Source organism: Domibacillus sp. F004, from assembly GCF_057814295.1.
Genome location: NZ_JBVATB010000004.1, coordinates 246,556 through 268,058, shown reverse-complemented (window position 1 = coordinate 268,058; position 21,503 = coordinate 246,556). Strand labels below are relative to the sequence as shown.

At 35.9% G+C, this 21,503-nt stretch carries 22 protein-coding genes and 3 pseudogenes; 11 read left to right on the top strand and 14 right to left on the bottom strand.

Features of this window, described 5'->3' with window-relative positions:
• The first annotated feature begins 230 nt into the window (after positions 1–230).
• From ACZYRN_RS12965 to ACZYRN_RS12955, 3 genes are all read left to right on the top strand, one after another.
• Complete coding sequence (locus ACZYRN_RS12965; RefSeq protein ID WP_488912008.1) at positions 231–668, top strand: VOC family protein; 438 nt, start codon at positions 231–233, stop codon at positions 666–668.
• A gap of 183 nt (positions 669–851) precedes the next feature.
• Entirely contained in the window at positions 852–1,046 is a 195-nt protein-coding gene (locus tag ACZYRN_RS12960; protein ID WP_488912007.1) for a competence type IV pilus major pilin ComGC, read from the top strand.
• Complete coding sequence (locus ACZYRN_RS12955) at positions 1,036–1,197, top strand: type II secretion system protein (protein WP_488912006.1); 162 nt, start codon at positions 1,036–1,038, stop codon at positions 1,195–1,197. The genes ACZYRN_RS12960 and ACZYRN_RS12955 overlap by 11 nt, the downstream gene beginning before the upstream one ends.
• Before the next feature lie 490 nt (positions 1,198–1,687).
• Here the strand turns inward: ACZYRN_RS12955 and ACZYRN_RS12950 are convergent, their stop codons facing one another.
• The 5 genes from ACZYRN_RS12950 to ACZYRN_RS12930 all read right to left on the bottom strand — a co-directional run bounded on the left by ACZYRN_RS12950 (position 1,688) and on the right by ACZYRN_RS12930 (position 6,817).
• Complete coding sequence (locus tag ACZYRN_RS12950) at positions 1,688–1,915, bottom strand: hypothetical protein (RefSeq protein WP_488912005.1); 228 nt, start codon at positions 1,913–1,915, stop codon at positions 1,688–1,690.
• 551 nt (positions 1,916–2,466) lie between these two features.
• Positions 2,467–2,574 carry a YjcZ family sporulation protein gene (locus ACZYRN_RS12945; protein WP_488912004.1) on the bottom strand — a complete coding sequence of 36 codons (108 nt, stop codon included), beginning with the start codon at positions 2,572–2,574 and terminating at the stop codon, positions 2,467–2,469.
• Between the two features lie 776 nt (positions 2,575–3,350).
• Positions 3,351–3,488 (bottom strand): aspartyl-phosphate phosphatase Spo0E family protein, encoded by a 138-nt coding sequence (locus ACZYRN_RS12940; protein ID WP_488912003.1) that lies wholly within the window; start codon positions 3,486–3,488, stop codon positions 3,351–3,353.
• 31 nt (positions 3,489–3,519) lie between these two features.
• Positions 3,520–4,167 (bottom strand): cupin domain-containing protein, encoded by a 648-nt coding sequence (locus ACZYRN_RS12935; RefSeq protein WP_488912002.1) that lies wholly within the window; start codon positions 4,165–4,167, stop codon positions 3,520–3,522.
• A gap of 739 nt (positions 4,168–4,906) precedes the next feature.
• Positions 4,907–6,817, bottom strand: a complete 1,911-nt coding sequence (locus tag ACZYRN_RS12930; RefSeq protein WP_488912001.1) for an ATP-binding protein — start codon at positions 6,815–6,817, stop codon at positions 4,907–4,909.
• A gap of 1,606 nt (positions 6,818–8,423) precedes the next feature.
• Between ACZYRN_RS12930 and ACZYRN_RS12925 the strand changes: the two genes are divergently transcribed.
• Positions 8,424–8,681 carry a hypothetical protein gene (locus ACZYRN_RS12925; RefSeq protein WP_488912000.1) on the top strand — a complete coding sequence of 86 codons (258 nt, stop codon included), beginning with the start codon at positions 8,424–8,426 and terminating at the stop codon, positions 8,679–8,681.
• 260 nt (positions 8,682–8,941) lie between these two features.
• Here the strand turns inward: ACZYRN_RS12925 and ACZYRN_RS12920 are convergent.
• Positions 8,942–9,241 (bottom strand): annotated as a pseudogene (locus ACZYRN_RS12920) (VOC family protein); the annotation flags it as partial.
• Between the two features lie 61 nt (positions 9,242–9,302).
• Between ACZYRN_RS12920 and ACZYRN_RS12915 the strand changes: the two are divergent.
• Entirely contained in the window at positions 9,303–10,466 is a 1,164-nt protein-coding gene (locus ACZYRN_RS12915; protein WP_488911999.1) for a DUF4317 domain-containing protein, read from the top strand.
• Between the two features lie 449 nt (positions 10,467–10,915).
• Here the strand turns inward: ACZYRN_RS12915 and ACZYRN_RS12910 are convergent, their stop codons facing one another.
• The gene (locus ACZYRN_RS12910) at positions 10,916–11,332 is read right to left on the bottom strand and encodes a DUF1284 domain-containing protein (RefSeq protein ID WP_488911998.1); all 417 of its coding nucleotides are present in this window, start codon (positions 11,330–11,332) and stop codon (positions 10,916–10,918) included.
• A gap of 456 nt (positions 11,333–11,788) precedes the next feature.
• Positions 11,789–12,280: a hypothetical protein gene (locus ACZYRN_RS12905; RefSeq protein ID WP_488912053.1), complete on the bottom strand. Its 492-nt coding sequence runs from the start codon at positions 12,278–12,280 to the stop codon at positions 11,789–11,791.
• Between the two features lie 592 nt (positions 12,281–12,872).
• On the opposite strand from ACZYRN_RS12905, the gene ACZYRN_RS12900 reads away from it, so the two are divergent.
• Positions 12,873–13,253 carry a DUF6173 family protein gene (locus tag ACZYRN_RS12900; RefSeq protein ID WP_488911997.1) on the top strand — a complete coding sequence of 127 codons (381 nt, stop codon included), beginning with the start codon at positions 12,873–12,875 and terminating at the stop codon, positions 13,251–13,253.
• Positions 13,254–13,310: 57 nt separating this feature from the next.
• Positions 13,311–13,421 (top strand): annotated as a pseudogene (locus tag ACZYRN_RS12895) (IS6 family transposase); the annotation flags it as partial.
• A 253-nt stretch (positions 13,422–13,674) separates the two neighbouring features.
• Here the strand turns inward: ACZYRN_RS12895 and nspC are convergent.
• Together nspC and ACZYRN_RS12885 are read right to left on the bottom strand one after the other, a co-directional pair.
• Positions 13,675–14,802: a carboxynorspermidine decarboxylase gene (gene nspC / locus ACZYRN_RS12890; RefSeq protein WP_488911995.1), complete on the bottom strand. Its 1,128-nt coding sequence runs from the start codon at positions 14,800–14,802 to the stop codon at positions 13,675–13,677.
• A gap of 1 nt (position 14,803) precedes the next feature.
• Entirely contained in the window at positions 14,804–16,042 is a 1,239-nt protein-coding gene (locus tag ACZYRN_RS12885; RefSeq protein ID WP_488911994.1) for a saccharopine dehydrogenase family protein, read from the bottom strand.
• A 1,217-nt stretch (positions 16,043–17,259) separates the two neighbouring features.
• On the opposite strand from ACZYRN_RS12885, the gene ACZYRN_RS12880 reads away from it, so the two are divergent.
• Entirely contained in the window at positions 17,260–17,505 is a 246-nt protein-coding gene (locus ACZYRN_RS12880; RefSeq protein WP_488911993.1) for a hypothetical protein, read from the top strand.
• 153 nt (positions 17,506–17,658) lie between these two features.
• On the opposite strand, the gene ACZYRN_RS12875 is transcribed toward ACZYRN_RS12880, so the two are convergent.
• Positions 17,659–17,814 carry a hypothetical protein gene (locus tag ACZYRN_RS12875; protein WP_488911992.1) on the bottom strand — a complete coding sequence of 52 codons (156 nt, stop codon included), beginning with the start codon at positions 17,812–17,814 and terminating at the stop codon, positions 17,659–17,661.
• Positions 17,815–18,118: 304 nt separating this feature from the next.
• On the opposite strand from ACZYRN_RS12875, the gene ACZYRN_RS12870 reads away from it, so the two are divergent.
• The 3 genes from ACZYRN_RS12870 (at position 18,119) to ACZYRN_RS12860 (ending at position 19,170) form a co-directional block, all read left to right on the top strand.
• A complete protein-coding gene (locus tag ACZYRN_RS12870) occupies positions 18,119–18,289 on the top strand; it encodes a hypothetical protein (RefSeq protein ID WP_488911991.1) in 171 nt (56 codons plus the stop codon).
• A gap of 255 nt (positions 18,290–18,544) precedes the next feature.
• Positions 18,545–18,793, top strand: coding sequence for an ABC transporter (locus ACZYRN_RS12865; protein WP_488911990.1), 249 nt, complete (start codon positions 18,545–18,547; stop codon positions 18,791–18,793).
• Between the two features lie 224 nt (positions 18,794–19,017).
• Positions 19,018–19,170 (top strand): hypothetical protein, encoded by a 153-nt coding sequence (locus ACZYRN_RS12860; RefSeq protein WP_488911989.1) that lies wholly within the window; start codon positions 19,018–19,020, stop codon positions 19,168–19,170.
• Positions 19,171–19,372: 202 nt separating this feature from the next.
• Here ACZYRN_RS12860 and ACZYRN_RS12855 read toward each other — a convergent pair whose 3' ends face one another.
• From ACZYRN_RS12855 to ACZYRN_RS12845, 3 genes and pseudogenes are all read right to left on the bottom strand, one after another.
• On the bottom strand, positions 19,373–19,513 hold the full coding sequence (locus ACZYRN_RS12855; protein WP_488911988.1) for a hypothetical protein: 141 nt from the start codon (positions 19,511–19,513) through the stop codon (positions 19,373–19,375).
• Between the two features lie 556 nt (positions 19,514–20,069).
• Positions 20,070–20,927, bottom strand: a pseudogene (locus ACZYRN_RS12850) (manganese catalase family protein).
• A 390-nt stretch (positions 20,928–21,317) separates the two neighbouring features.
• The gene (locus ACZYRN_RS12845) at positions 21,318–21,488 is read right to left on the bottom strand and encodes an aspartyl-phosphate phosphatase Spo0E family protein (protein WP_488911987.1); all 171 of its coding nucleotides are present in this window, start codon (positions 21,486–21,488) and stop codon (positions 21,318–21,320) included.
• Positions 21,489–21,503 lie beyond the last annotated feature (15 nt).

Here is a 21,503-nt window from a genome sequence, read left to right as displayed (position 1 = left end):
TGAAAATGGAAAAACGTCTATAGTGGACGCAAGCTGACGCCAGATGATCACTTTGTTTTATAAAGCAGGGACTATAACAATTAGGTGTAAAACGTTATTGTTTTCTTATTGAGCTAACGGGGCAGATTGGTTGAAGAAGGATATTTTCTGTTTTAAGTGAATTAGAATTTCAAACAAACCTTACACGAATACAGGTATTGAAAATAACAGGAACATAGGAGGAATGAGATATGAAGATCAATAGAATAGATCATGTGAGTATAAACGTAAATGATCTTTCAGAGGCTAAAGCGTTTTTTCTTGATTTAGGACTTGAAGTGCAAGCGGAATGGGAATTGGATGGAGAACAGTTGGACAGAATAGTTGGGCTTAATGATGTTAAAACGGCATGTGTAGGATTGGGGATGCCAGATGGTCAGACATGGATAGAGCTAGTCAAATTTTATACGCCGTCAGATGAAAAAGATATTCAGCAACCTTTTGCAAATACGCTGGGTATCCGACATATTTGCTTTGCTGTTGAAGATATTGAAGCTATTGTTGCAAAATTGAAAAAGAAGGGCACGGAAATCTTTAGTGAGATACAGCAATATGAAGAAAGTTATAAGTTATGCTACGTTCGTGGTCCAGAGGGAATTATTTTAGAGTTGGCGGAGAAAACCACATAAATATTGAATGGGACTTTAAATGATTTAGATCTCTAACTTTAAAGATTTCTTCTTAAACTATCGGGGTGCGTTAGTTCAAGAAGACATACAAAAAAGACCAATTTTTTTTCGGTCTTTTTTTTTGGTTAAAAATTAACAGAGCCTGTTTATTAAACGTACTTATTTAAGCTATGTCATAAACCCGTGTTTGGCTGTTCCGCTTATTTACATATGGTACAAGGACAGGTGCAGGTATACCGGATTGAGAATGAGAAATTTCATGATTCCATTGAAACGATGGTAACAGATGGATACTTGAGGGAGAATGAAATGAAATACCCTGGTGGCGGAGATATTACCATTGATGCGGAAGGCAAAGTTTTGGTAAGTGAAACATAAAGAAGACGGCTTTACGCTGTTGGAAACGATGCTTGTATTAACGGTGTTTATGGCTTGCTTTGGGGCAGTGCTCATTCCTATTTTGAATGTAACAAATGAAGTGAATGAGCATAAATTTTTTAACCAACGGGGACGTGACGAAAGTTCTTGATCCGCTTGTTTTTATTTCGATATAAGGACAATCGTTTCTTAATAATAGAATGTAGCTGCTGAAATGAACGGATTATTACTTAGGTTATTGGAAGAAAAGATGCCAATTGAACTGATGGACATGTCTGGCGATAGTAAGATCACGAAACGCCGGATCATCATCGCGGCAGTCAACGTTTAAATCTTACTTAATAAAAGAAAAAACCTGTCTCAAAAAGAGACAGGCTGGATGAGATTTGTTAAATTGATGGACAACGACTCATAAGTCCAATCCCTATCCATCTTTGATTGATAAGCAGGGGGATATACTGTCCGCTGGTACTCTTTCTATAGAGAAGGGATGGATAACTTACCTTGCATTTCTTCTGTAGGAGACGGAGAGTTTTCAATTATAGGGAGAAGAATAGAGAAGCTAGTATCTTTACATATGAATAAGATGTATACCTTTTTTCAAATGCTTTATCCCTTTAAGTAATCGAAGAACGCTGTTATTAATAGAGTGGTTGTTGGTTCTGACAATGAGGAAACTCATTTATATCTTGGATCATACTATAATCGTATTGTTTTAATGCAAATTGAGATTGATACAAATATTCCATAACAAAAACTTTTCCTCCAGATACATTGCATAAAATTCCTGAAGTTCCTTGACCATTAGATAATGAGATTCCTACAGGCTGTCCAATTAAGTACCTAATTTTATGTTGCCATGGCGGCATATGGATCCCTCCTTTAAATACATCTTATGTCCCCAATAAATTTACGTTCTTGTAAAGGTTCAATAAGTAAAGTGTATGCCGGATTTCGACCAAAATTTGAATTGAAAGGAATGGGAGCTTTGAAAGCAGGTGATTGGGTTTTAGCAGCGTCTGGTTGCTACTGATACATGAGTATATGGATAGCTTTTCAAAAGAGTTAGAAACGGTGCACGTGAGGAGAGTAACCAGGTTTGTAAAAGGTGTTCCTGAAAACATCAATCCCGCCCCAGCTACGTACTCATTGAGTTTAATTGTACCGTTGAATACCCCTCTCTTTTGAAAGAATATTATGACAAATTTATCGATTTAGCGATCATGAATGTAGATAAGGAATGGTTCTTAGCATTAAGAGAAAGGATGCTGCAGGATGTGTGAAACATTCACGAATATTGCATGAAAAAAAGCGGCTGTATTTACTTTATACAGTCGCACAATATGGAGTTGGTGGTTACAGCAAGGGGGAGGTAAAGCTAGATTCTAAAAGTAGCTTACTAATAATGGGTTGCTTCCTATCAGTATCCGCCACCCATGTAAGATGCGCCAATGATGATTAACAAAATGAACAAGACAACAACTAGCGCAAAGCCAGATCCGTATCCACCACATTTTTCGGAACTCATAATTATCACCTCCTTTTATATATAGTATGAAAAAATACAGCCGAATCTTGTACGAATGGCCCTAGCAAAATCAAAAAGTGTTATCTGTAGCGAGGACAACAATTTGTTGGATAGCCAGGGTCTACAACGACGTTTCTTGTAGTCGGCTGATAAATATGACGGGGAACATTGACAATGTGCTGACGATTAATGTTTACGATTGGGTGAATGATAGGAACCTCGCGTGTAGTGTAGGAATCATGAAATACACACTTTGGGGGACAGATGATAGGTCTAACAGGACGATACATCCAAAACCCCTCCTTGTTTACTATAGTAGATGCATCCCGTAGTATCTTGGAAACGGACAAACAACATAGATGTGATTTTAAATTTGTTCTAAAAGATATGGAGTATAGTACGCAAGGAGTACCGCATTAAAAAATAGTGGGAATTGAGCTGCCGGGGACAAAGAACAGTACATATGGTAGAAGAAATCCCAATGAAGATCAAAGTAGAGATTGAGTTTTAAACAAAAAAATGGCCAGGTTGATACCTGACTGTAAAAGGGCTGAAATATCAAGGGTTAAAACAAAGCAATAACAGTGTGCCCATATCAGAAAAGTTTATACAAAAAAGCCGAGGAACGTCCCCGGCTATAAATACTGGAAGGTTCTTACTCATGAGAAAACTTAACACACTAACAGTTTAACCAATCCAGAAAAATATATACAAAAAAGCTTAAATTTCACTTGGTTAAATTTTTAAAGTCTACACTGCAATTCAAATTGGAAAATTTACTTGTCCAGTTGTTCACTATATTTAAGGGTTTCGATATCTGTAAATCCTTTTTTTAAACCAGTGGCTACCAGTAGCTTATGTGTATCATTAATTTGAGCGGATAAGTCTTCCCGATTTAATTGATTAGATATCATTCCATTTCCCCTGTACGAGTTAGTTTGTCTATTAGCGCCAATATTGATAACACTGGGGAACGTAAGGAATTCGTGAGTATTGCTGAATATATTGTGGCTGTTGATACTGTGGATGTAAATATTGATTAGGCGTATTTTGCTTTACTCTATTGCAGCTCTTGTATGGACCTATATATGTTGATGGTTTAACCGGTTCAATTGCTTGTTTCCATTGATTTTCATCGATGCAATAAGTATGAGACATGATATTTGCAGGAGTGAATTTTAAGATATCAGAGCCTAAAATCACTTCTGGAGTTGGTGCATTGAAAATTGCCAAAAGATGAGTGTTATCAACTGTAGCTACTTCGTAATGCCACCAACCTTGTGGAATGTTTGCCACCTGTCCAGGTGTAATAGAGTAACTGAGAAGCTGTTTTGTAAAGGGGTTCAACATCGATACAGTGGCAGCACCAGAAATACAATAGACCAGCTCAGCCGCATTTTGGTGATAGTGAGGTTCTACAATGTTATTAGTACTTAGGAAAATGTCCAGTAACGACACATTTTCCAATGTATTTAACTGTTTCACACCTAGTACGTTAATATAGTTTTTTTCATCTTTTCTGAACAAGGGACTTTTACTTACGTCAAAAGTGTATTCAGTTGATGGAGATGTGTAATCCATATATGAAACCATAACTTCTTTTCACCTCTTTCATAAGAGTTACAAAACAAACTTTATAGGCATGTTATGCACTTACAATTAGCTTGGTTTGAGTAGTTATTAAAAATTAATTAGTAAGCAGTTCGACCAAACTGTGCATTAGGAAGAGAGAAAAGTGGAAGGAAAACATGTATCATTTGATATCAGAACGGACCTTCACAAAGAGCTAAAACTGTAACCACTCATGCAGGAGAAGAACATGTACATCATGATCGAAGAAGCCCTGGAAAAATATTTGAAGCCAGAGAAGAACTAATACAATCACTAACATGAATTACTTAAATGTTCTTTAATAGCTATTTTTTATGGACAGCTAGCTCTGCAATTACTTATCCCGCCTAAGCAATAATATGGAAAATTGCTTCGGACTGCTCCTTAAAAAAAGAAAACTTTGCTCAATTAAAGGTCCGCATTCTGGGAGAAGTGAATTTGGGGATATGTGGAATTCGGGATAATTGAATGGAATGGTATATTTCTAAAAGAATAAATGGTGGTATTGGGGTGAATGCCAAAATCTTTCCTGATGGAAACAGTCTACAGATCTCCCAAATCTCTGCTTGCACTTAGTTGTTAAATAAAATGGGAGGGTAAAAAAAAACAAAACCCTTGTCAGTGTGTTCGGAGACCAACAAGAGTTTTGCACTTTACTATGTTTTTACGTAGATCGATTACACTCGGAGCCTATTATTTAGGTTAGTTTACAGATCCTATGTCAAATATGTTGAATAGCAAATTCACTTTGTTTTTTAATCTTTAGATTGACATCTTCCATACTTAATGATTTCTGATAGAGAGGGAACTGGATAAAGAAGCATGTTCCTTTATCTACTTTACTTGTCACCCTTATCTCTCCGTTCATCCCCTTTATCGTGCTAAAGGCTACCATCATCCCAAGTCCCGTTCCGTTTTTTGCTCCTTTTGTTGAAAAATAAGGTTCTCCCAGTCGATTTAACTGTGAGGGTGTCATTCCTATGCCTGTATCCTGTATCTTAATTTGGATATCGGTGTCATTGGAGAGGAGGGACACCTGCAGTTCTCCCCCAGTTGGCATGGCTTCTATCCCATTCTTCAGTATATTAATGAAACATTGCTGCAGTTTTTTTCTTTCTCCGAGAATAAAGTAGGTTCCTGGTTGGCTAAAAGATAAGCTGATTTGAACCGCATTCATATTCGCCGATGGAGTCATAATTTGAATCGTAGATTGGATGTCCTTCAACACGTCTACTTTCTCGATCGTTACAGGTGCTGGTTTAGCAAACATTAAATAATCATTGATGATTTCTGTCGCTCGATCGATCTCTTGTAGAGCGATCTCTAAGTATGGTTTTCCCTTTTCCATCGCTGCATCTTCGTATAACAGCTGTATAAATCCTCTCGTTGTCGTAAGTGGATTCCTTACTTCGTGCGACATGCTGGCAGCAAGGTGGCTGACAATTTCTAATTTCTCCGATTTTCGCACGAGTTCTTCTGTTTTTTTTCTTTCCGTGATCTCCTCGTAAATCCCAAAAACGCCCATCACTTTTTCATTGGCCATTACGGGAACAAATGTGACCATATAGTCAATAAAGATGTGATCCTCTACTTCAATCGTCGTTTCGAAATTTTGAGGCTCCCCTTGAAGCGCTTTTTCAAAATAGTGAGTTGGGTACGATTTTTTCAATTGAGTCAGTGACCGTTCTTCCCACTCATATGTACGATTTGTTTTAGCACCGTTTACCTGCAAACTTTCTCCTTTTAAATCAAATAAAACAATCGTATCCGGATGGTTTTCAAAAAGAGAGCGATACCGTTGTTCACTTTCTGTTAGCATCTTTTTTGTTTTTTCTAATTGGCGCGTTCGGTTTCCTACGATTTCTTCCAAATGACCATTTAAATAAGACAGTTCTTCATTCTTTAAAGATAATTGAGCTGTTCTTTCTTTCACTTTATCTTCCAGTGTTTCATTTATATTTTTAATGTTTTTTAATATCGTATCATTTTCATAAAGAATAATTGCATGTCTGATCATAATAAAGATTAATATGACAATCACACCAATAAATATAGTCAGTAATTCATTTTTTTGAAAGAAAGCGATGACAATCAAAACAAAGACACTTATATAAGGGATAATCAGTCGACTCATTTTCAAAATGCCCTTTTTTTTAATGGTGTTCTCTCTGTAGTTATTCGCTGCTCTTTTTTCAAAAAAGCTGGATAATCCGATGATTAATAAAGCTATACTCCATAACGGTTCTATTAGTGTAAATGGTTCTAGTCTATTAAATATAGATAAATATAGCCAAATAGAATCAACAATGATGTATAGCATCATGGCGCTTAATTGTAGTGTAAATACTTTGAAAGGAAAAAGTTTTTGATAAGATAAATAAACAAAAATGATCACCATCAAGGTACATAAATAAATAGTGGAGAAGCTGAAAGAAAGTGTTATATAGAACAAAGAGAACTGGGTATCAAATAAAATTGCTTTAAACAAGTACACCCAGCTGACCGTAAACAAAACAGTGATAACGATGCACGCTTCAAACCATAACTGCCATATGCGGTATTTATGTTTGTCTGTGTATACTTTATAAAGCAACGCGGCTAAATACAACAATACATTCATAATCCAAAACAAATCGGCCCACCCTGGAAAGGTGTAGATCATTTCTGTCCTGAGATCGTAAGTCCATATTAATTGCCCGAGAAGAAAACTCAAACAGCTCGTCATTAATAGGAGCCAATACTTCTTTTGATCTCTTTTAATTCTTTGAATGTTCATGTACATAAAGAGAAACGACATTAAAGGGGCAATCAACGCAAAAAAGCTCCCTCCGAAATATCTTAATTCTTTATCATTCCAAAAATAAAGAAGCCATGCGTAATATGTTAATGAGTAAAGAATGACCATACATATAGTAATTCTTATTCGCTTCTTTTGAAAAAGCATCGGTTATTCTCTCCTTTTATAGAAGTTGATCGTTTGACTTTATATTCTGGCATAGAGCCGGTCGATAGCTTCCTCCGGTTCTGGTGCAAAAACTTCAATACAATTGCAATTAATCTCTAAATCTTGGACCTAATGATACAATTACTCTAAAAAAAGGCACTGATCCAAATTTGAATGTCACTGTTAGTTTTTAATGATATTATTTTCCCAAAATAGCCCACTAGGACTTTAGTGTTAGAGGGGTTTTTATTATGTCGAAAAGGAGGTTGTTAAAGTATGAATCAACATTCAGAAGAACAAAACACACAAGACCGGAATACTAATATAATGCTGCTAAATACAACCATTAACAAATCTTTGTTTCTTTACATACTGTCGATGTTAGAAAATTGCAAATGTACCTTCACAGACGGATCGGTGTAATGGCAGAAGATGATTATAAATTTAAAGACATTTGTGATAATCCTATATAGGGAGTATGTATGGGTGCAGATCGTACTATTAAAACCTAATAAATGCACTGGCAATGTGTCATATATATTTTCTTCCTTTACTATTCACTCTTTCTCTTTACTAATAGAAATTTTATCAGTTTATCATTGTAACTTCGCACCGAGTTAACAAACTTTTGTCGCTTTGAACTAGTGACAGGAATCGGAGGCTGTACAGTTTTGTAACCTCCTACAAATAAATGTGTCACTTTAGGCGGTATTTTGCATCTGATTTAAGCGATAATTTGCGCTTGGAAAGGGATAGCAAAAGTGTTTTTTGGTGATATATGTTTAAAGCAGCTTCATTGATCGATAAATCACAAGCTGTTTTTCATTTCTAATTACTATATAAAATTGAAGCGAAGAATAGCGAGCTCAAACACGGGCACCGGTATGACACAGCGTCATCCGCGGGTCTGTTTGGTATGGAAATACAAGGGGCCACCGCCATTTTTGCGGTCAATCTAAAAGGAAATAGGCAGCTGCCTATATTTGTTTGAGAAACAAGTAAGAATTTAAAAATGCAAGTTTTTCAGGACCCTCCCAACTGGCTTTGAGGTTTTTTTTTGCTTAAAATTGCGGATAAGTCATCTAAAAAAGGAGTGCTAAAACGTCACACATATAAACCTCAAGACGTCATTTTTTATTAAATAGATGCTCTGAGAAGTCTTCGTAATTTTGAAGACTGCCGGCTTCGATCTTTTTGACATGCTTATTACTTAAGATCCAGTCAAAGGCATTAAAAATTGAAGTAAAGGGCACGCTACGCGTAATAATTAAGCTCAGTCAAAGGAGACTTAGAAATGAACTTTAATTGGAAAAGGCAATTACTTATTAGTGGAATAGCGGCTATGTTGACAGTTGGACTAGCTGGATGTGAAAGTGGAGAAGAACAAAATAACGAAGATAACAATAGACAGCAAAATAACCATAGCGATATAGATGAGGGAATGGATCAGAATAATGAAACGGGCACTAACCAGGATGACCAGGTAGAATTAGACCCAAATGATGGTAAGGACCTGGACAATGGAATGGACGATGGAAAAAAAGATAATTAGCTATACCCCGAAAACCATCCTCTAGAAAAAAGGAACGATGAAGACGACTGTAATTAAGTCGTCAGCCCCAAGCGATGTGAAGATTAAGTATTTAAAAACGGAAAGGATAAAACAGAACTAAAACCGATTCAAAGAGCAGCTGCTTAAACGAGATGAATGAAGAAAAGCCGTATCAAGTTATCACTGGTACGACTTTTTTCTATAAGGCTAATAAAATAATATCTTCTAAATTTATTAGCTATTTTTTCGTCTATTTATTGTTAACTTTTTTCCATGACTGCGAAGTAATTTCCCTCACTGTCTGAAAAATTAAAAACTCTTTCAGAAGGCATATTTACAATTTCACCGATTGTGATATTTTTAGCTGAAAAGTCCTTATATAGCTTTTCGAGGTTTTCTGTGAAAAACATTAAAGAAGGTGTACCAAGGTTTAATTCAGGTGACATTTTAGCAACTAGTTCCTTATTATGTAGAATGATACTTGTCTCTGCATCCTTTGATAGCGAAATTTCAATCGATCTCATTCCTTGACCATTATCTTCTTCAGCTATTAAAATAAAAAACATTAAGTATTACTATTTTCTTGTCTGAAAAGTATAATCAGGGATGGGAGATGAGAAAATGAATAAAAAAGATATCGCTAATATCCGAAAGCAATTTAAATTAGACAATCATCATATGAAAATTCGAGAAATCCTTAATGTTTACGTAAAGAAAGAATCAGGTGAGATTTACCATCAAGTCAGCCAATCGTTTCAAATGTTAGAACAGGAAACACAAGAATTATTTTTAGCAAATTTTAAAAAGGTTTTGACAGGTCATCTTGACGCCAAACTGTTTGAGCTGAAATTCAGGCGTGATGTGGAAGACAGCACACAAACGATCCTCTTTGAAGGATTACGAGCAGAATCAACGGAAGATTGGAACGAAAACATGCTGAAAATTGTTGAGAAAATGTTTGCTCATGCTGCTTATGAATTTGATACAGTGGTAACATTTATCCGGGGAGAATATCAAAAGGCGATCAGAAAACGGGATTCGGAATCCGAAGAAGGAGGGAATGATGAGGTTTATTCCAACGAGTTTATCCTTTGCAGTCTTAATCAAACCGTTCAGCCGAAAAAAGCCTTGCTGTTTGATTACATCGAGAAGGAATTCAAATCGAATAACGCCGTTGATCCCATTATTAATTTGACTTCTCCGTTAACAGGTTTTCTGTTTCCTGCCTTTAATGATAATTCAGCAGATATTAATCATATTCTCTATTGTGGAGGAAAAGTGAATCAACCAGAAGGGTTATTTATAGAAGAAGTTCTCAACTGTGAAGAGATTATTACTGCCATGGAAGATAAAGACAGCTTCGAACAGATCTTAAAAACAGTTATGGGGGATGAAGTGGATTCCATAGTCATTTCTAATGTTTATGAGGAAATCGATAAAATGGTGCAGGAGAATGAAGAAAATGAAGAAGAAAGTGACTCTCCTATGTTGGATTATCGGGACATCGAACGCATATTAACGGTAAGCGGCGTCGAGGATGTCGATACCGACAAAGTGGAACATGCCTTCAAAGATGTCGTAGCGGACGAAAAATATGAGTTCAAAGCAAGCAGTTTAGTTCCAAAAAACATTAAAATCAATACGAAGGTGGCAGATGTATCTATCAGCCCGAAAGACCTGAAAAATATAAAATATATTACTTACAATGGAAAACGGTGCTTATTAGTAGAGATTGATGAAGATGTAGTCGTCGAAGGATTTCGACTAGAAACAAAGACACTTTAGGGATTTTAAGGGATAGGTTCCTTGAATCCCTTACAAGATATATTAATAAGTTTTAGTTGGTTCTCTATAACTGATAGGGACCAACTTTTTTTGTTTTAGATTGGTTCCAGACAACATTATAATAAAGCAAATCAGGTCAGTACCATTTTTATAGGGGATTTGATCGACAGCATGATGTAATACCATCACCCGAAAAAGCGTGGAACCTTGATTAATAAGGATTTGACGCTTTTTTATTTTCTGGATAATTAAAAAAATTTATAAAAAACTCATAGCAAGAAATTATATTGCTTTTTCATTCTCATAAATTAGACGACCATGTAGAAACATTGATCCATTTTGCTACGGAACTTCATGCCGGGCAGAGAAGAGAGATCGGCTTGTGGGAATATGCTTTAGTTTTAAACATTTCACCTCAAAACGGAACTATTTAATAAAAGGGGAAAGGCTTATTTAACTTCCCTTAAGCCCTTCCCTTCAAGAATCTCTTGAATACCTTCTTCACAAACTCCATATGACCGCCAGGAACAAGATTGACACACAATTTGAATGTCGGAGGGGACGATATGCTTTCCGATGAGCGACTCAATGCTCTCCCAATTCAGAATTTGTCCGATTTTAAGCCCTAATTTCTCTAAAATAGCGGCATCTCTATCATAAATATGGTCGTCTTGGCAGTGGTATTCACCTGAGTTTGGGTACTTTTCACACAACTGATCGGGACCCTTTACAAGTTGAATTCTTATCTTGGGGTTGTCTCTCAAGGTTTGGTGCAGACTTGTCATATTTTCCACGTATTCTCGGGAATAGCCCATTCCCCTATAGCCTAAAAGGCAAAAAAGATGATGACCTCGCAGTTTATACATAATTTTCCCCCCATTTCGACAGGTTCGATTAAATAAAATGTTAACCAAAATAATTAGCGAGTTAACGAATCTTAATTATTATAATATATCACACCTGATCAATTGGGAACTTTCTATTTACAACAACAACTTATACTAAAGTGACAAGGAAATATGTAGAGTCTATCGACAAATGTGTCATATTAATCGAATTGACGGATCTAATGTTTAAATACAACGTAGGCATATCCAATGAAGATATATACGTGGTGAAGAAAATCGACTTGGATTTCTTTGAAGAGTAAAAACCTCACTTAGAGGTATAACGGAAAATCGTATCATAAGTAAATGAGGTTTTATGTTAAAAATGACAAATGCACGAAATGGATTACGCATTTCGTGCAATAAATTGAGATAAGTAATAATATATAAAACTTTATAATGGTAGTGTATAAAATGTATTTTCTATAGTAATTGTTAACACCAAACGATTATTTCATAAGGTGTGGTTTGAGCAGGGATACTTCTTGTAGAAGGACCATAGATAACAATTAGGTTTCGATTTGCAGGATTTTTTGAAAAAGGTTGCCCATTAGTTAATAATATAGAAGTATAGGGAGAAAGATTTAATCTTAGTTGGCCATCACTACTTACCAATTGGTTGTTAAAAAAGTCTACTTTTACATTTTGATAGTTATTATCCTTTACAATGACAAGTGCCTGATACTGTGGGGGATAGATAAGAGGTACAGGTGCATCCTCATCATAATATCCAGTAATCCTATCACCGAGTGTTACAATTTCATGATCTACAAAGTAAGTAGTAGGTGAGACCACGAAATTGACTATTCCGCCAAGCTCATCTTGAACAGTCATTAGTTTATAACAACCTTCTCCTTCACCATTTTGCCCGATCATAAAATCATTCATCTGTGTAGCGATACCACGAAAAGATTTAAAATTTACCATTACCATTACCATCACCTTCCTTAATGAAATCTTACACGCTCCAAAGTTGGCGCAAAATCTCTGTCTGGTTGTTGCCTACTGAATAGTAAAATTGTCAATGCTCTATCCATGATGATATAACCTATCGTAATTCAGAAGATCAACAGTATAAATTTAATTTATGTGGCATTGCCTGGAGGGGTGAATAACGGTAATCAACATATTATCGACTAGGTCCCAACGGAATGCCGAGCAGTCCTGAGCAACACGAAGTTGTGGAGATTAACCCGGGTCTAAACGATGATAAAGATGAGTTGGTTAATGAAGCATTAAGTAAGAAAACATTTATAACCGAAGACAAGTTTAAAGTTATAAGTATGAATGAGATTTAAGCATCCTACGAGATGCTTTTTTCATTGTTCCGAATACATTTACAGGAGGCTTACTAAGCTGCAACGATAGCTGCTTAGTTGCTGAAATAACGGCATTACTATGTACGGTAGCATAAGGAGAAAAGGAGCTTTTGGCATTGAGTATAATAATTTGACGAAAAAGGAGATAATAAAGTGGAATTCAGGACAGATTTATCCGATGGAAGGAAGGAGATGATAAAGTGGAATCCAAGCCAGATTTACTCGAATCAACAGACGCTAACGACATTTGCAATGAATTGCCTATCCTAACGGATACACCGGGACAAAACTCGGCAAGTGAACTTTATAAGCATTTGAAAAAAAGAGCCGAAGATTTTGACAATAAATTAGATGGCAGTCAGGGGGTGGGGGTTAAGCTTATTCCATCTGGGCAGTCGGTTACTTTTCAAGTAACTGCATTAGGTTACTGTGATCCCAGTTTAATCATTTTTGCCGGAGTTACTGAGAGTGGATTGGAAGTAGAATTGATTCAACATGTATCACAGCTTAATTTTTTGTTGATGGCAATGCCTCGACCGAACCCTACAGTGCCTAAAATTCCATTAGGTTTCATCCAATAATAAAAAAGTCACTCTAATGAGTGGCTTTTTTAGTTGCTTAAAATTAATTTCGAAGGTAGTGGCGTTGGAGCGCTGCATATGATAAAAAAAGGGCAAGTTCATCAAGGAGTGAAGCCTGCCCATAATGAAGTTGAATTCATATATAAGTTATTAGATATAGCATCATAATCCGCAAGTTAGCGGGTAATATAGGTTCTATCTTTTTATCAAAAGAAAATTAAGCGTTATTTCTAAACTCTTGAATATTAAATAAATCCTTGAAATCAGGCCATCTCATTTTTCATTTCAAATAATCACGAAAGGAATAGCAGCCTTTTTCTTGAAGTTTATTGTAAGCATACAAAGAACCAGACTCCTATTTCAGAATCTGGTTCTTTGGTTTCCTGTTACAGATAAATCATATAGGGGAATTCCTGCTTTTTTATGCTAGTCTCATCTTAAAATCTTGATAGCCGAATTCACGCACGATTTGACAATCGCCATCTTTATCTTGAACAGCAATGGCGGGAAGTGCCATACCGTTAAATGTAGTATTTTTCACCATTGAGTAAATGGCCATATCACCAAAAACTAATCGATCCCCGCTCTTTAATGGTTGATCAAACGAGTAATCTCCTATCACATCGCCTGCCATACAAGTTTGGCCGCCAAGTCGATACAGAAATGGCTTTTCTCCTACTTCCCCTGAATTAAAAAGAGGGGGACGATAAGGCATTTCCAACACATCAGGCATATGACAAGATGCAGAAGTGTCAAGAATAGCAATCTCTATTCCATTTTGAATCGTATCAAGGACAGTCGTAACCAAATATCCTGCATTGAGAGCAACGGCTTCGCCTGGTTCAATATAGACTTCTAAACCGTATTTCTCCTGCATTCTCTTAATACAATCTTCAAGTAATGAAATGTTATAATCTTCCCTCGTGATATGGTGGCCGCCTCCAAAGTTGATCCATTCCATCTGCGGAAGCCATTGTCCAAACTTTTCTTCCACTGCCTGAAGAGTCATTGCTAAATCGTCAGAGTTCTGCTGACAAAGTGTGTGGAAATGCAGCCCGGAAACACCTTCAAGCAATTCAGGACGAAACTGCTCTTTGGTTGCACCAAACCGAGAACCTGGTGAGCATGGATCGTAAATGGCATGCCCATCTTGGGTGGAGCATTCAGGATTGATGCGCAAGCCAACTTTTTTACCAGCTTGAAGCACTTTCTCCTTAAATTTTTCCACCTGCGAGAAAGAATTAAAGATGATATGATCACAAATCGAGATAATTTCGTCGATTTCATCCTCACGATAGGCAGGGGCAAAGACATGATTTTCTTTGCCCATTTCCTCGTAACCGAGACGAGCTTCAAATAAGCCGCTTGCTGTCGTACCACTTAAATACTCTGCAATGAGAGGATACATCTTATACATTGAAAATGCTTTTTGAGCCAAAATAATCTTACATCCTGTACGTTCCATGACTCCGTTCAGGATGTTTAGATTTTTTTCCAAAAGACTTTCGTCGACTACATAACATGGTGTTGGTAATTCTTCAAACCGCATCTTAACGAACAAGCCCAGATTCTTTAACTTTAATAGGATCAGAATCTACAAGATCTGGATAAAGATCTTCTTGCCATGGAAGTCCCCACTTGTTCAACGCATCCATGAATGGATCTGGATCAAATTCTTCAATATTGTATACGCCCGGTCTATTCCATTTCCCAGTCATTAACATCATCGCACCGATCATAGCAGGAACGCCTGTTGTATAAGAAACGGCTTGGGAACCCACTTCTCTATAGCATTCTTCATGGTCACAAACATTGTACACATAATACGTTTTATCTTTTCCGTCCTTTTTACCTTTGAAGATACAGCCAATGTTCGTTTTGCCTTTTGTGCGTGGCCCAAGTGAAGCAGGATCTGGTAATACTGCTTTTAAGAATTGAAGCGGGATGATTTGTTTTCCTTCATATTCAATAGGCTCAATAGAAGTCATTCCTACATTTTCAAGGCACTTTAGGTGAGTAAGGTAACTTTGGCCAAATGTCATGAAGAAACGGATACGTTTAATGCCTGGGATATTTACAGCAAGAGATTCAAGTTCTTCGTGGTAAAGCAAATACATATCTTTCTCGCCAACTTCAGGGAAGTTATAAGCGCGTTTGATTTCCATTGGTTTCGTTTCGATCCATTCGCCATTTTCCCAATATCTTCCATTAGCTGAAACTTCACGAATATTGATTTCAGGGTTGAAATTTGTTGCAAACGGATAGCCATGATCCCCTGCATTACAATCGAGAATATCGATATACTCAATTTCATCAAAATGATGCTTAAGCGCATGTGCAGAAAATACACCTGTTACACCAGGGTCAAATCCGCTGCCTAAAAGAGCTGTAATACCAGCCTTTTCAAAGCGTTCGCGATAATCCCATTGCCATTTATATTCAAACTTTGCCGTATCTTCCGGCTCATAGTTTGCTGTATCCATATAGTTTGTTTTTGTTGCAAGACAAGCATCCATGATCGTTAAATCTTGATAAGGTAAAGCTAAGTTCATGACGATGTCCGGTTTTACTTCTTCAATTAAAGTAATCAATTCATCAACATTATTTGCATCAACTTGTGCAGTTGTAATTTTTGTTTTTCCACCATCTAATTTTTCTTTTAAAACATCACATTTGGATTTTGTACGACTTGCGATACAAATTTCCTCAAATACATCACTGTTTTGAACACATTTGTGGATAGCAACTGAAGCTACTCCGCCACAACCAATAATAAGTGCTTTTCCCATTTCTTTTGTCTCCTAACTAAATAGATATTTCAAAGCTAAAGAGGAATTCCATCACATCTTAACAAGCGGTGCATCTGCTAGTTAGGATGTCTGCAGGAAACCAGACTATTGTTATAATCCCTCAAAAAAATCGTTAATAACAAAAAGCAAGTGCAAAACGCATAATCGCGCACAACACTTGCTTTAGATATAATCATCAATATTAAAAAAGTATAAGTATATTCATGACAAAAGTCATAAGCATACGTCTATCATAAATGTTCGAGGACATTATGAAAGAAGGCTCTTTAATATTCAAAATATATCATATGAGGATCAGAGTCTATATAGCAAATAATTACTTTTACTACTCTTATTGACCGTTTCACAAGTTGATGTGCATGTGCACTGGTTGTAAAGTAACCAACTTATAAAATTCGAGCTTTTAACTCAATCAATAAGGCAACTAAAGTTGCCAATCGGCATTTAACCCGGCTGTCCGTATGGCCTTAACTTTCTTAAGAAAGTGGTCAAAATTATCTGCTTGGAAAGATCCAGATATATTGAATATTAGCTTTCCAATTAACGCTCCTATATACTATCAGCATATAAAAAAAATAGCAATAGGTAAAATGAAAGATTGTTACACAAGTTCCGATTAGCATAATAATTCATTAGTAGAATTTTAAGTTCATTTTGCTTTATCTCTCAACGATTAGTTTTTCAAGTTTGTCAACAAACTTAAAAGATGAAATATGGATTTAAGCATGTACTCTTTGAAAATCTAAATTAATAAAATGTTTTTTCTATGACTTCTCATACCAAACTATAATTTTATAAGGTGTGGTCTGGGTGAGGATACTTTTTGTGGCAGGACCATGGATCACACTAGAGCAACCTTTCAGCTTAGCTGACAGGCATCCGAAACGGCGGTTTCGGATGAAATGAGCCGAAAATCGTTTTATCAACAATATTGTTTAACACAGCCAAAAGAAAAAATGAAGAGGACTAAAGAGAAAATAAAAGTGGCCAAAGAACAGCTGCTTAATCGAGATTAATAAGTATTTTGGAGACGTCTTGCCTCTTTAAATTAAGCTTCTGTTATGGAACATTCAATCTAAAATCTTTTGTTGAACTTGAACTAGCTAAACATGCGGTATCAATTAACTTTTTATTATGTTACATAGTATCGATAAAAAAATGGATACTAAGTTTGAAAGCTAAAAGGAGTGATACTTATGGCAATGTGTCCTTTATGTAATTCATTAAAAGCATTTGAACTGTATTGTCCAAAATGTAATTCTCGATTAGACGATTCAGGTAAGGTATCAGATTTTTTAGACCCTTACGGTCATTATAATGATGAAGAGACTGTAAAAATGGGTGATGGCTATCCCAATACAGCTAAAAATCAAATTTGTCCTCATTTAATGGTCTGTAATAAGTGTGGGTATGATGTAGTGAATTTTGTACAAGAAGAATAGCTGATTGAAATGGCTGGCATTAATCAATATGCAAGTATAAATTTAAGCTGAATAAACGATTAAAGGCAACAACACCCAGAAGAGGATGTTGCCTTTTTTGTACTGAAAAATATGCTTGCTACATTACCCATACCCAATTGATGAGCTTGAAGTTTAAAGCATTTTTGCGTGCGTTTTTTTGTGGGTATCTGATTTAGCTAACTTAGGTTTTTGATGTAGTTTGGCAATATCAGGATTCATTTGTAAAGTTGAAGAATGCAAATTATTATTTAATGCAGCTTCTTCATTTAGCCTTTCTTCTTTCTTCATGTCGATGTTCCCTCCAATGTAATTCAAGATGCTCCTTATTTTGCCCCTTTATTTATGTAAAATGTATTGCTCAGATAATTATAATTGTTGTATTTGACACGAAGAAAACTCGAAATTGCTTGTTATACAGGAAATATAGACAGTTTATGCAGAACTGACAAACGTGTGTTTGTGATTGGAGATAAAAGCACGTTAATGCAATAAACGAGAATTTATATTCTGCATTTTTTGAGGATAAGTGGGAAATCTAATCATACATATAGAGTAAATCTTCATCAATATGATCAATAAGGAGTGATTGTATATGAATTTACAAAAAGAATATGTGAAAAAATTAGCTGGAATACATTCAATAGCGCGTCATAAGGAAAAGAGACAAGAAACAGAACAAATTTGGAATCCATTAATCCATAAACAAATTCATGGGAGTGAGGTATACGTGCCGTTAGATCTTCAAAGATTATGGGGCAGGTAACATGAAGCTAGTTTAAAGATACTCTTATCATTACTAAACATAAATGTCATTAAAAAACACTGATTTAATCACTATCATCAGTGTTTTTGTTATGCCTGATTTTATTTGAAGTTAAAACAAGAAACTTGGGGGCGTACCGGGCACCTCTTATTAGCCCCTTTTATGAGTAGCTTGTTTTTTCTTAAACAAACTTTCAAGCATCCGCATACTATATATTGTTAAACAATCATTCCATTTGAAGGGGGATACACTTTTATGAGTCATGGTCATTTTACAAGTAGCATTTTTGAGATTTTCCTTGGATTTTTAGCGGGTGTGGTATGGTTACTACTATCAATTTTGGAGATATTCTCTAGATTTTTTGGATTACTTGAACTAGGAAGCATCGGTACTATTTTAAATATTATTTTTGCAGTACTTGGTTTCCTTGCTGTTTTTCTATTTGGAATATGCATATTTAAGAGAGTATGGCACTGTTGCTTTGGGAGAACAAGCAGACACTAATGGATGATTGTTGTCTCTGTAGATTCCAATTTTATGGAATAATTGTAAATACTTGTTGACAGTCTCTTTACCAGAGGCTGTTTTTTGAAATAATTACCCTTTTTCGTTCCCTATTAATGTGCAGTAAACAGAGTACATATTGTGTGTTTTGTTGACGGGTAGTCGAAGGGAATAAGATGAATCAGAAAATGAAATCTCTTGGGGGAAAATTGTAGAAAAAAAGAATGAAATCGCTAAAGCGGTCTATTGATAATGAACGAACCGCTCTTCTTGAATTATCTATTCCGGTTGTTCCAATTACAAAAGGGTTCGCTATTTTTCCTTTGATTGGAAACATAGATACAAACCGTGCTTATTTGTTAATGGGGAGACGCTGAATAAAGCGGGCCAAATGAATTTATCTCCTCTTCTTATTGACCTCTCCGGTGTAGCTATTATAGACAAAAATGAAACAAATAGTGCAAGGGGTTGATCGAATAGGAAACCTCTACAGTGTTTTTTGCAAGGAAGTAAATCCTCACTTTGAGGATTTTTAAATGAAAAGCCCGTCTGCTCATGAGGAGTGGACGGGTGGTTTTATTATAATTTTCCTTTTTTAAAAGCTCTTAAATAACCCATTGATGCTGCATATGCTGCTGTTCTCGGTGGAACCCCCTTTTTCTTTAATTCGTCCACCGTGTTTTGAATCTTTTGTCCAGCATCCTGGTTTTTTTGGCTCAAATATAATCACTCCTTCCTTTTGTATTGTTAACTTTCTTATCTTTTACGAGTTTATAATCAACCCAAACTTATTTTGCCGACGAAAAGAGGTAAATATACAAAAAAGCCTGGCAAAAGTAAAAAAAGCGCCAGAAGCGCTTTAATAAAATAATTTATTTTTCCCTTTGAATTTTTGATTATTCTTTTGTGAATATTTATATTTAGATTTTGAAAAAAAATTTGATTTTTCTAATTTGAAAACGAATAAACAAATTAGGCTAACCTCAAAAAGGGTTAACATTATCCATAAAAAAAGTTGAGTTGGCGACATATCGAGAAAACCTCCGTATTAATAAATAGTATCAAAATAGATAGATTCTTATTTACCCCTTAAAAATAAAATCAATCTTTTTTTGTATGTCATCCATTTATTTCGAAAAAAGTCAGGCAGATGAAAGGGATAGACTTGTGGAAAGTAACCAAACATCTATAGTGTGACCATTTCATGAAAAGCATGCAAAAAAACCTAATGACACCACCCGGGGGGACATTCTTTAGATACGTTAGCGCTGTTTTCTCAAAAGTTCATATCACGTATTCCAGGACTATGCTCATTAGGCATTTCAGGCAATATAGGAACCGGAAATCCTTTTGGAGGGTCTGTTACAGTAAGTGTTCCTTTATTCCGACTTGGTGTTTGACCTTGGAAAATTTCACTGATCCTTGTTTGATCCAATCTGAAGTTAAACTGAGAATTGTGATAGCCCAAATCAACATATTTTCTGCATTCTGGATATTTGTTTATATCGTAATATGGGACAGGGAAAAGTTTACCCCAGTCGACACCTAAAGTCTCGAGCGCTTTTGCAAAAGCGTTCTGATGGGCATTATCCCTAACAATTAGAAAGGCTAGTGTTTCACGAAATGTTTTGTTGGAACTCATTTCATAAATACGCGTTTTTTGAAGGACACCAGTGGATTCAAGCACTAAGTCATCGAGTAAATCACCAATAAGATTCCCGTGGCTATAAACCCATGAGCCATTCCATGGATTTCCGGCAGCATCAACTGGAAGCGAGGCTTGAGCACCTATAATATAGTGATGTGGATTTGCATGCCTGACTGCATCATCAAGAGGCGCATGATCAATGCCTGCATTTCCCGGAACAGCTGATTCACCTGAATCATTTAATAATTGATTAATTGTGTTTTGCACAAGTTCTACATGAGCAATTTCTTCTAAGAAAACTCCGCGAAGCAAGTCACGATACTGGGTGTCTTTACCTCTAAAATTTGAACTTTAGAAACAATATTGCATCATGGTTCGCATTTCACCAAAGTGTCCCCCTAATATTTCCTGCAATATTTTGGCAGCTTCAGGATCTGGTTGATCAGGTGTAATTATATTGATTAATTCCTCTTTGTAGTAGTACATCTGCTGGGCCTCATTTCCGATTAGGTTCTATTCAGCCATTATTATTAAGCTAAATATTTGTGCTTATTCATGCATCTGTCCTGTAATGAAAAAATTACATAGTCGGAAAAGGGATTATGAATTTTATGATCATAAAAGAAAGGATGATCAGTCAGGTATTCTCTTCCAATCAAAATGAATTGTTAATTCACCAATCGAAGTTAAGACAGCAAAATGTTTCGGGCGATATTAATATTTCTAATTAAAAAAAATATATACAAAAAAAAGCCAGGGAAAGTCCCCGGCTACAAATATTGGAAGGTTCTTACTCATGAGAAAGCCTCACGCATTAGCAGTTTAACCAATCCAGAGAAATTTATACAAAAAATGATATTTATTCTCGACAGATTTTTAAAGTTTGCTTTGTAATTGAAATTGCATAATTAACTTGTCCAGTTCTTCGCTATATTTAAGAGTTTCGCTATCTGTAAATCCCTTTTTTAAACCAGCGGCTATCAGTAACTTACGCATATCATTAATTTGAACGGATAAGTCTTCTAAACTTAATTGAGTAGATACCATTACATCTCCCCTGTG

Coding starts and splice junctions, on each gene's coding strand:
- ACZYRN_RS12965 (WP_488912008.1), top strand. CDS start 231: ATGAAGATCAATAGAATAGATCATGTGAGTATAAACGTAAATGATCTT.
- ACZYRN_RS12950 (WP_488912005.1), bottom strand. CDS start 1,915: ATGCCGCCATGGCAACATAAAATTAGGTACTTAATTGGACAGCCTGTA.
- ACZYRN_RS12945 (WP_488912004.1), bottom strand. CDS start 2,574: ATGAGTTCCGAAAAATGTGGTGGATACGGATCTGGCTTTGCGCTAGTT.
- ACZYRN_RS12940 (WP_488912003.1), bottom strand. CDS start 3,488: ATGATATCTAATCAATTAAATCGGGAAGACTTATCCGCTCAAATTAAT.
- ACZYRN_RS12935 (WP_488912002.1), bottom strand. CDS start 4,167: ATGGTTTCATATATGGATTACACATCTCCATCAACTGAATACACTTTT.
- ACZYRN_RS12925 (WP_488912000.1), top strand. CDS start 8,424: ATGAACTTTAATTGGAAAAGGCAATTACTTATTAGTGGAATAGCGGCT.
- ACZYRN_RS12915 (WP_488911999.1), top strand. CDS start 9,303: ATGAATAAAAAAGATATCGCTAATATCCGAAAGCAATTTAAATTAGAC.
- ACZYRN_RS12910 (WP_488911998.1), bottom strand. CDS start 11,332: ATGTATAAACTGCGAGGTCATCATCTTTTTTGCCTTTTAGGCTATAGG.
- ACZYRN_RS12905 (WP_488912053.1), bottom strand. CDS start 12,280: ATGGTAAATTTTAAATCTTTTCGTGGTATCGCTACACAGATGAATGAT.
- nspC (WP_488911995.1), bottom strand. CDS start 14,802: ATGCGGTTTGAAGAATTACCAACACCATGTTATGTAGTCGACGAAAGT.
- ACZYRN_RS12885 (WP_488911994.1), bottom strand. CDS start 16,042: ATGGGAAAAGCACTTATTATTGGTTGTGGCGGAGTAGCTTCAGTTGCT.
- ACZYRN_RS12880 (WP_488911993.1), top strand. CDS start 17,260: ATGGCAATGTGTCCTTTATGTAATTCATTAAAAGCATTTGAACTGTAT.
- ACZYRN_RS12875 (WP_488911992.1), bottom strand. CDS start 17,814: ATGAAGAAAGAAGAAAGGCTAAATGAAGAAGCTGCATTAAATAATAAT.
- ACZYRN_RS12870 (WP_488911991.1), top strand. CDS start 18,119: ATGAATTTACAAAAAGAATATGTGAAAAAATTAGCTGGAATACATTCA.
- ACZYRN_RS12865 (WP_488911990.1), top strand. CDS start 18,545: ATGAGTCATGGTCATTTTACAAGTAGCATTTTTGAGATTTTCCTTGGA.
- ACZYRN_RS12860 (WP_488911989.1), top strand. CDS start 19,018: ATGAAATCGCTAAAGCGGTCTATTGATAATGAACGAACCGCTCTTCTT.
- ACZYRN_RS12845 (WP_488911987.1), bottom strand. CDS start 21,488: ATGGTATCTACTCAATTAAGTTTAGAAGACTTATCCGTTCAAATTAAT.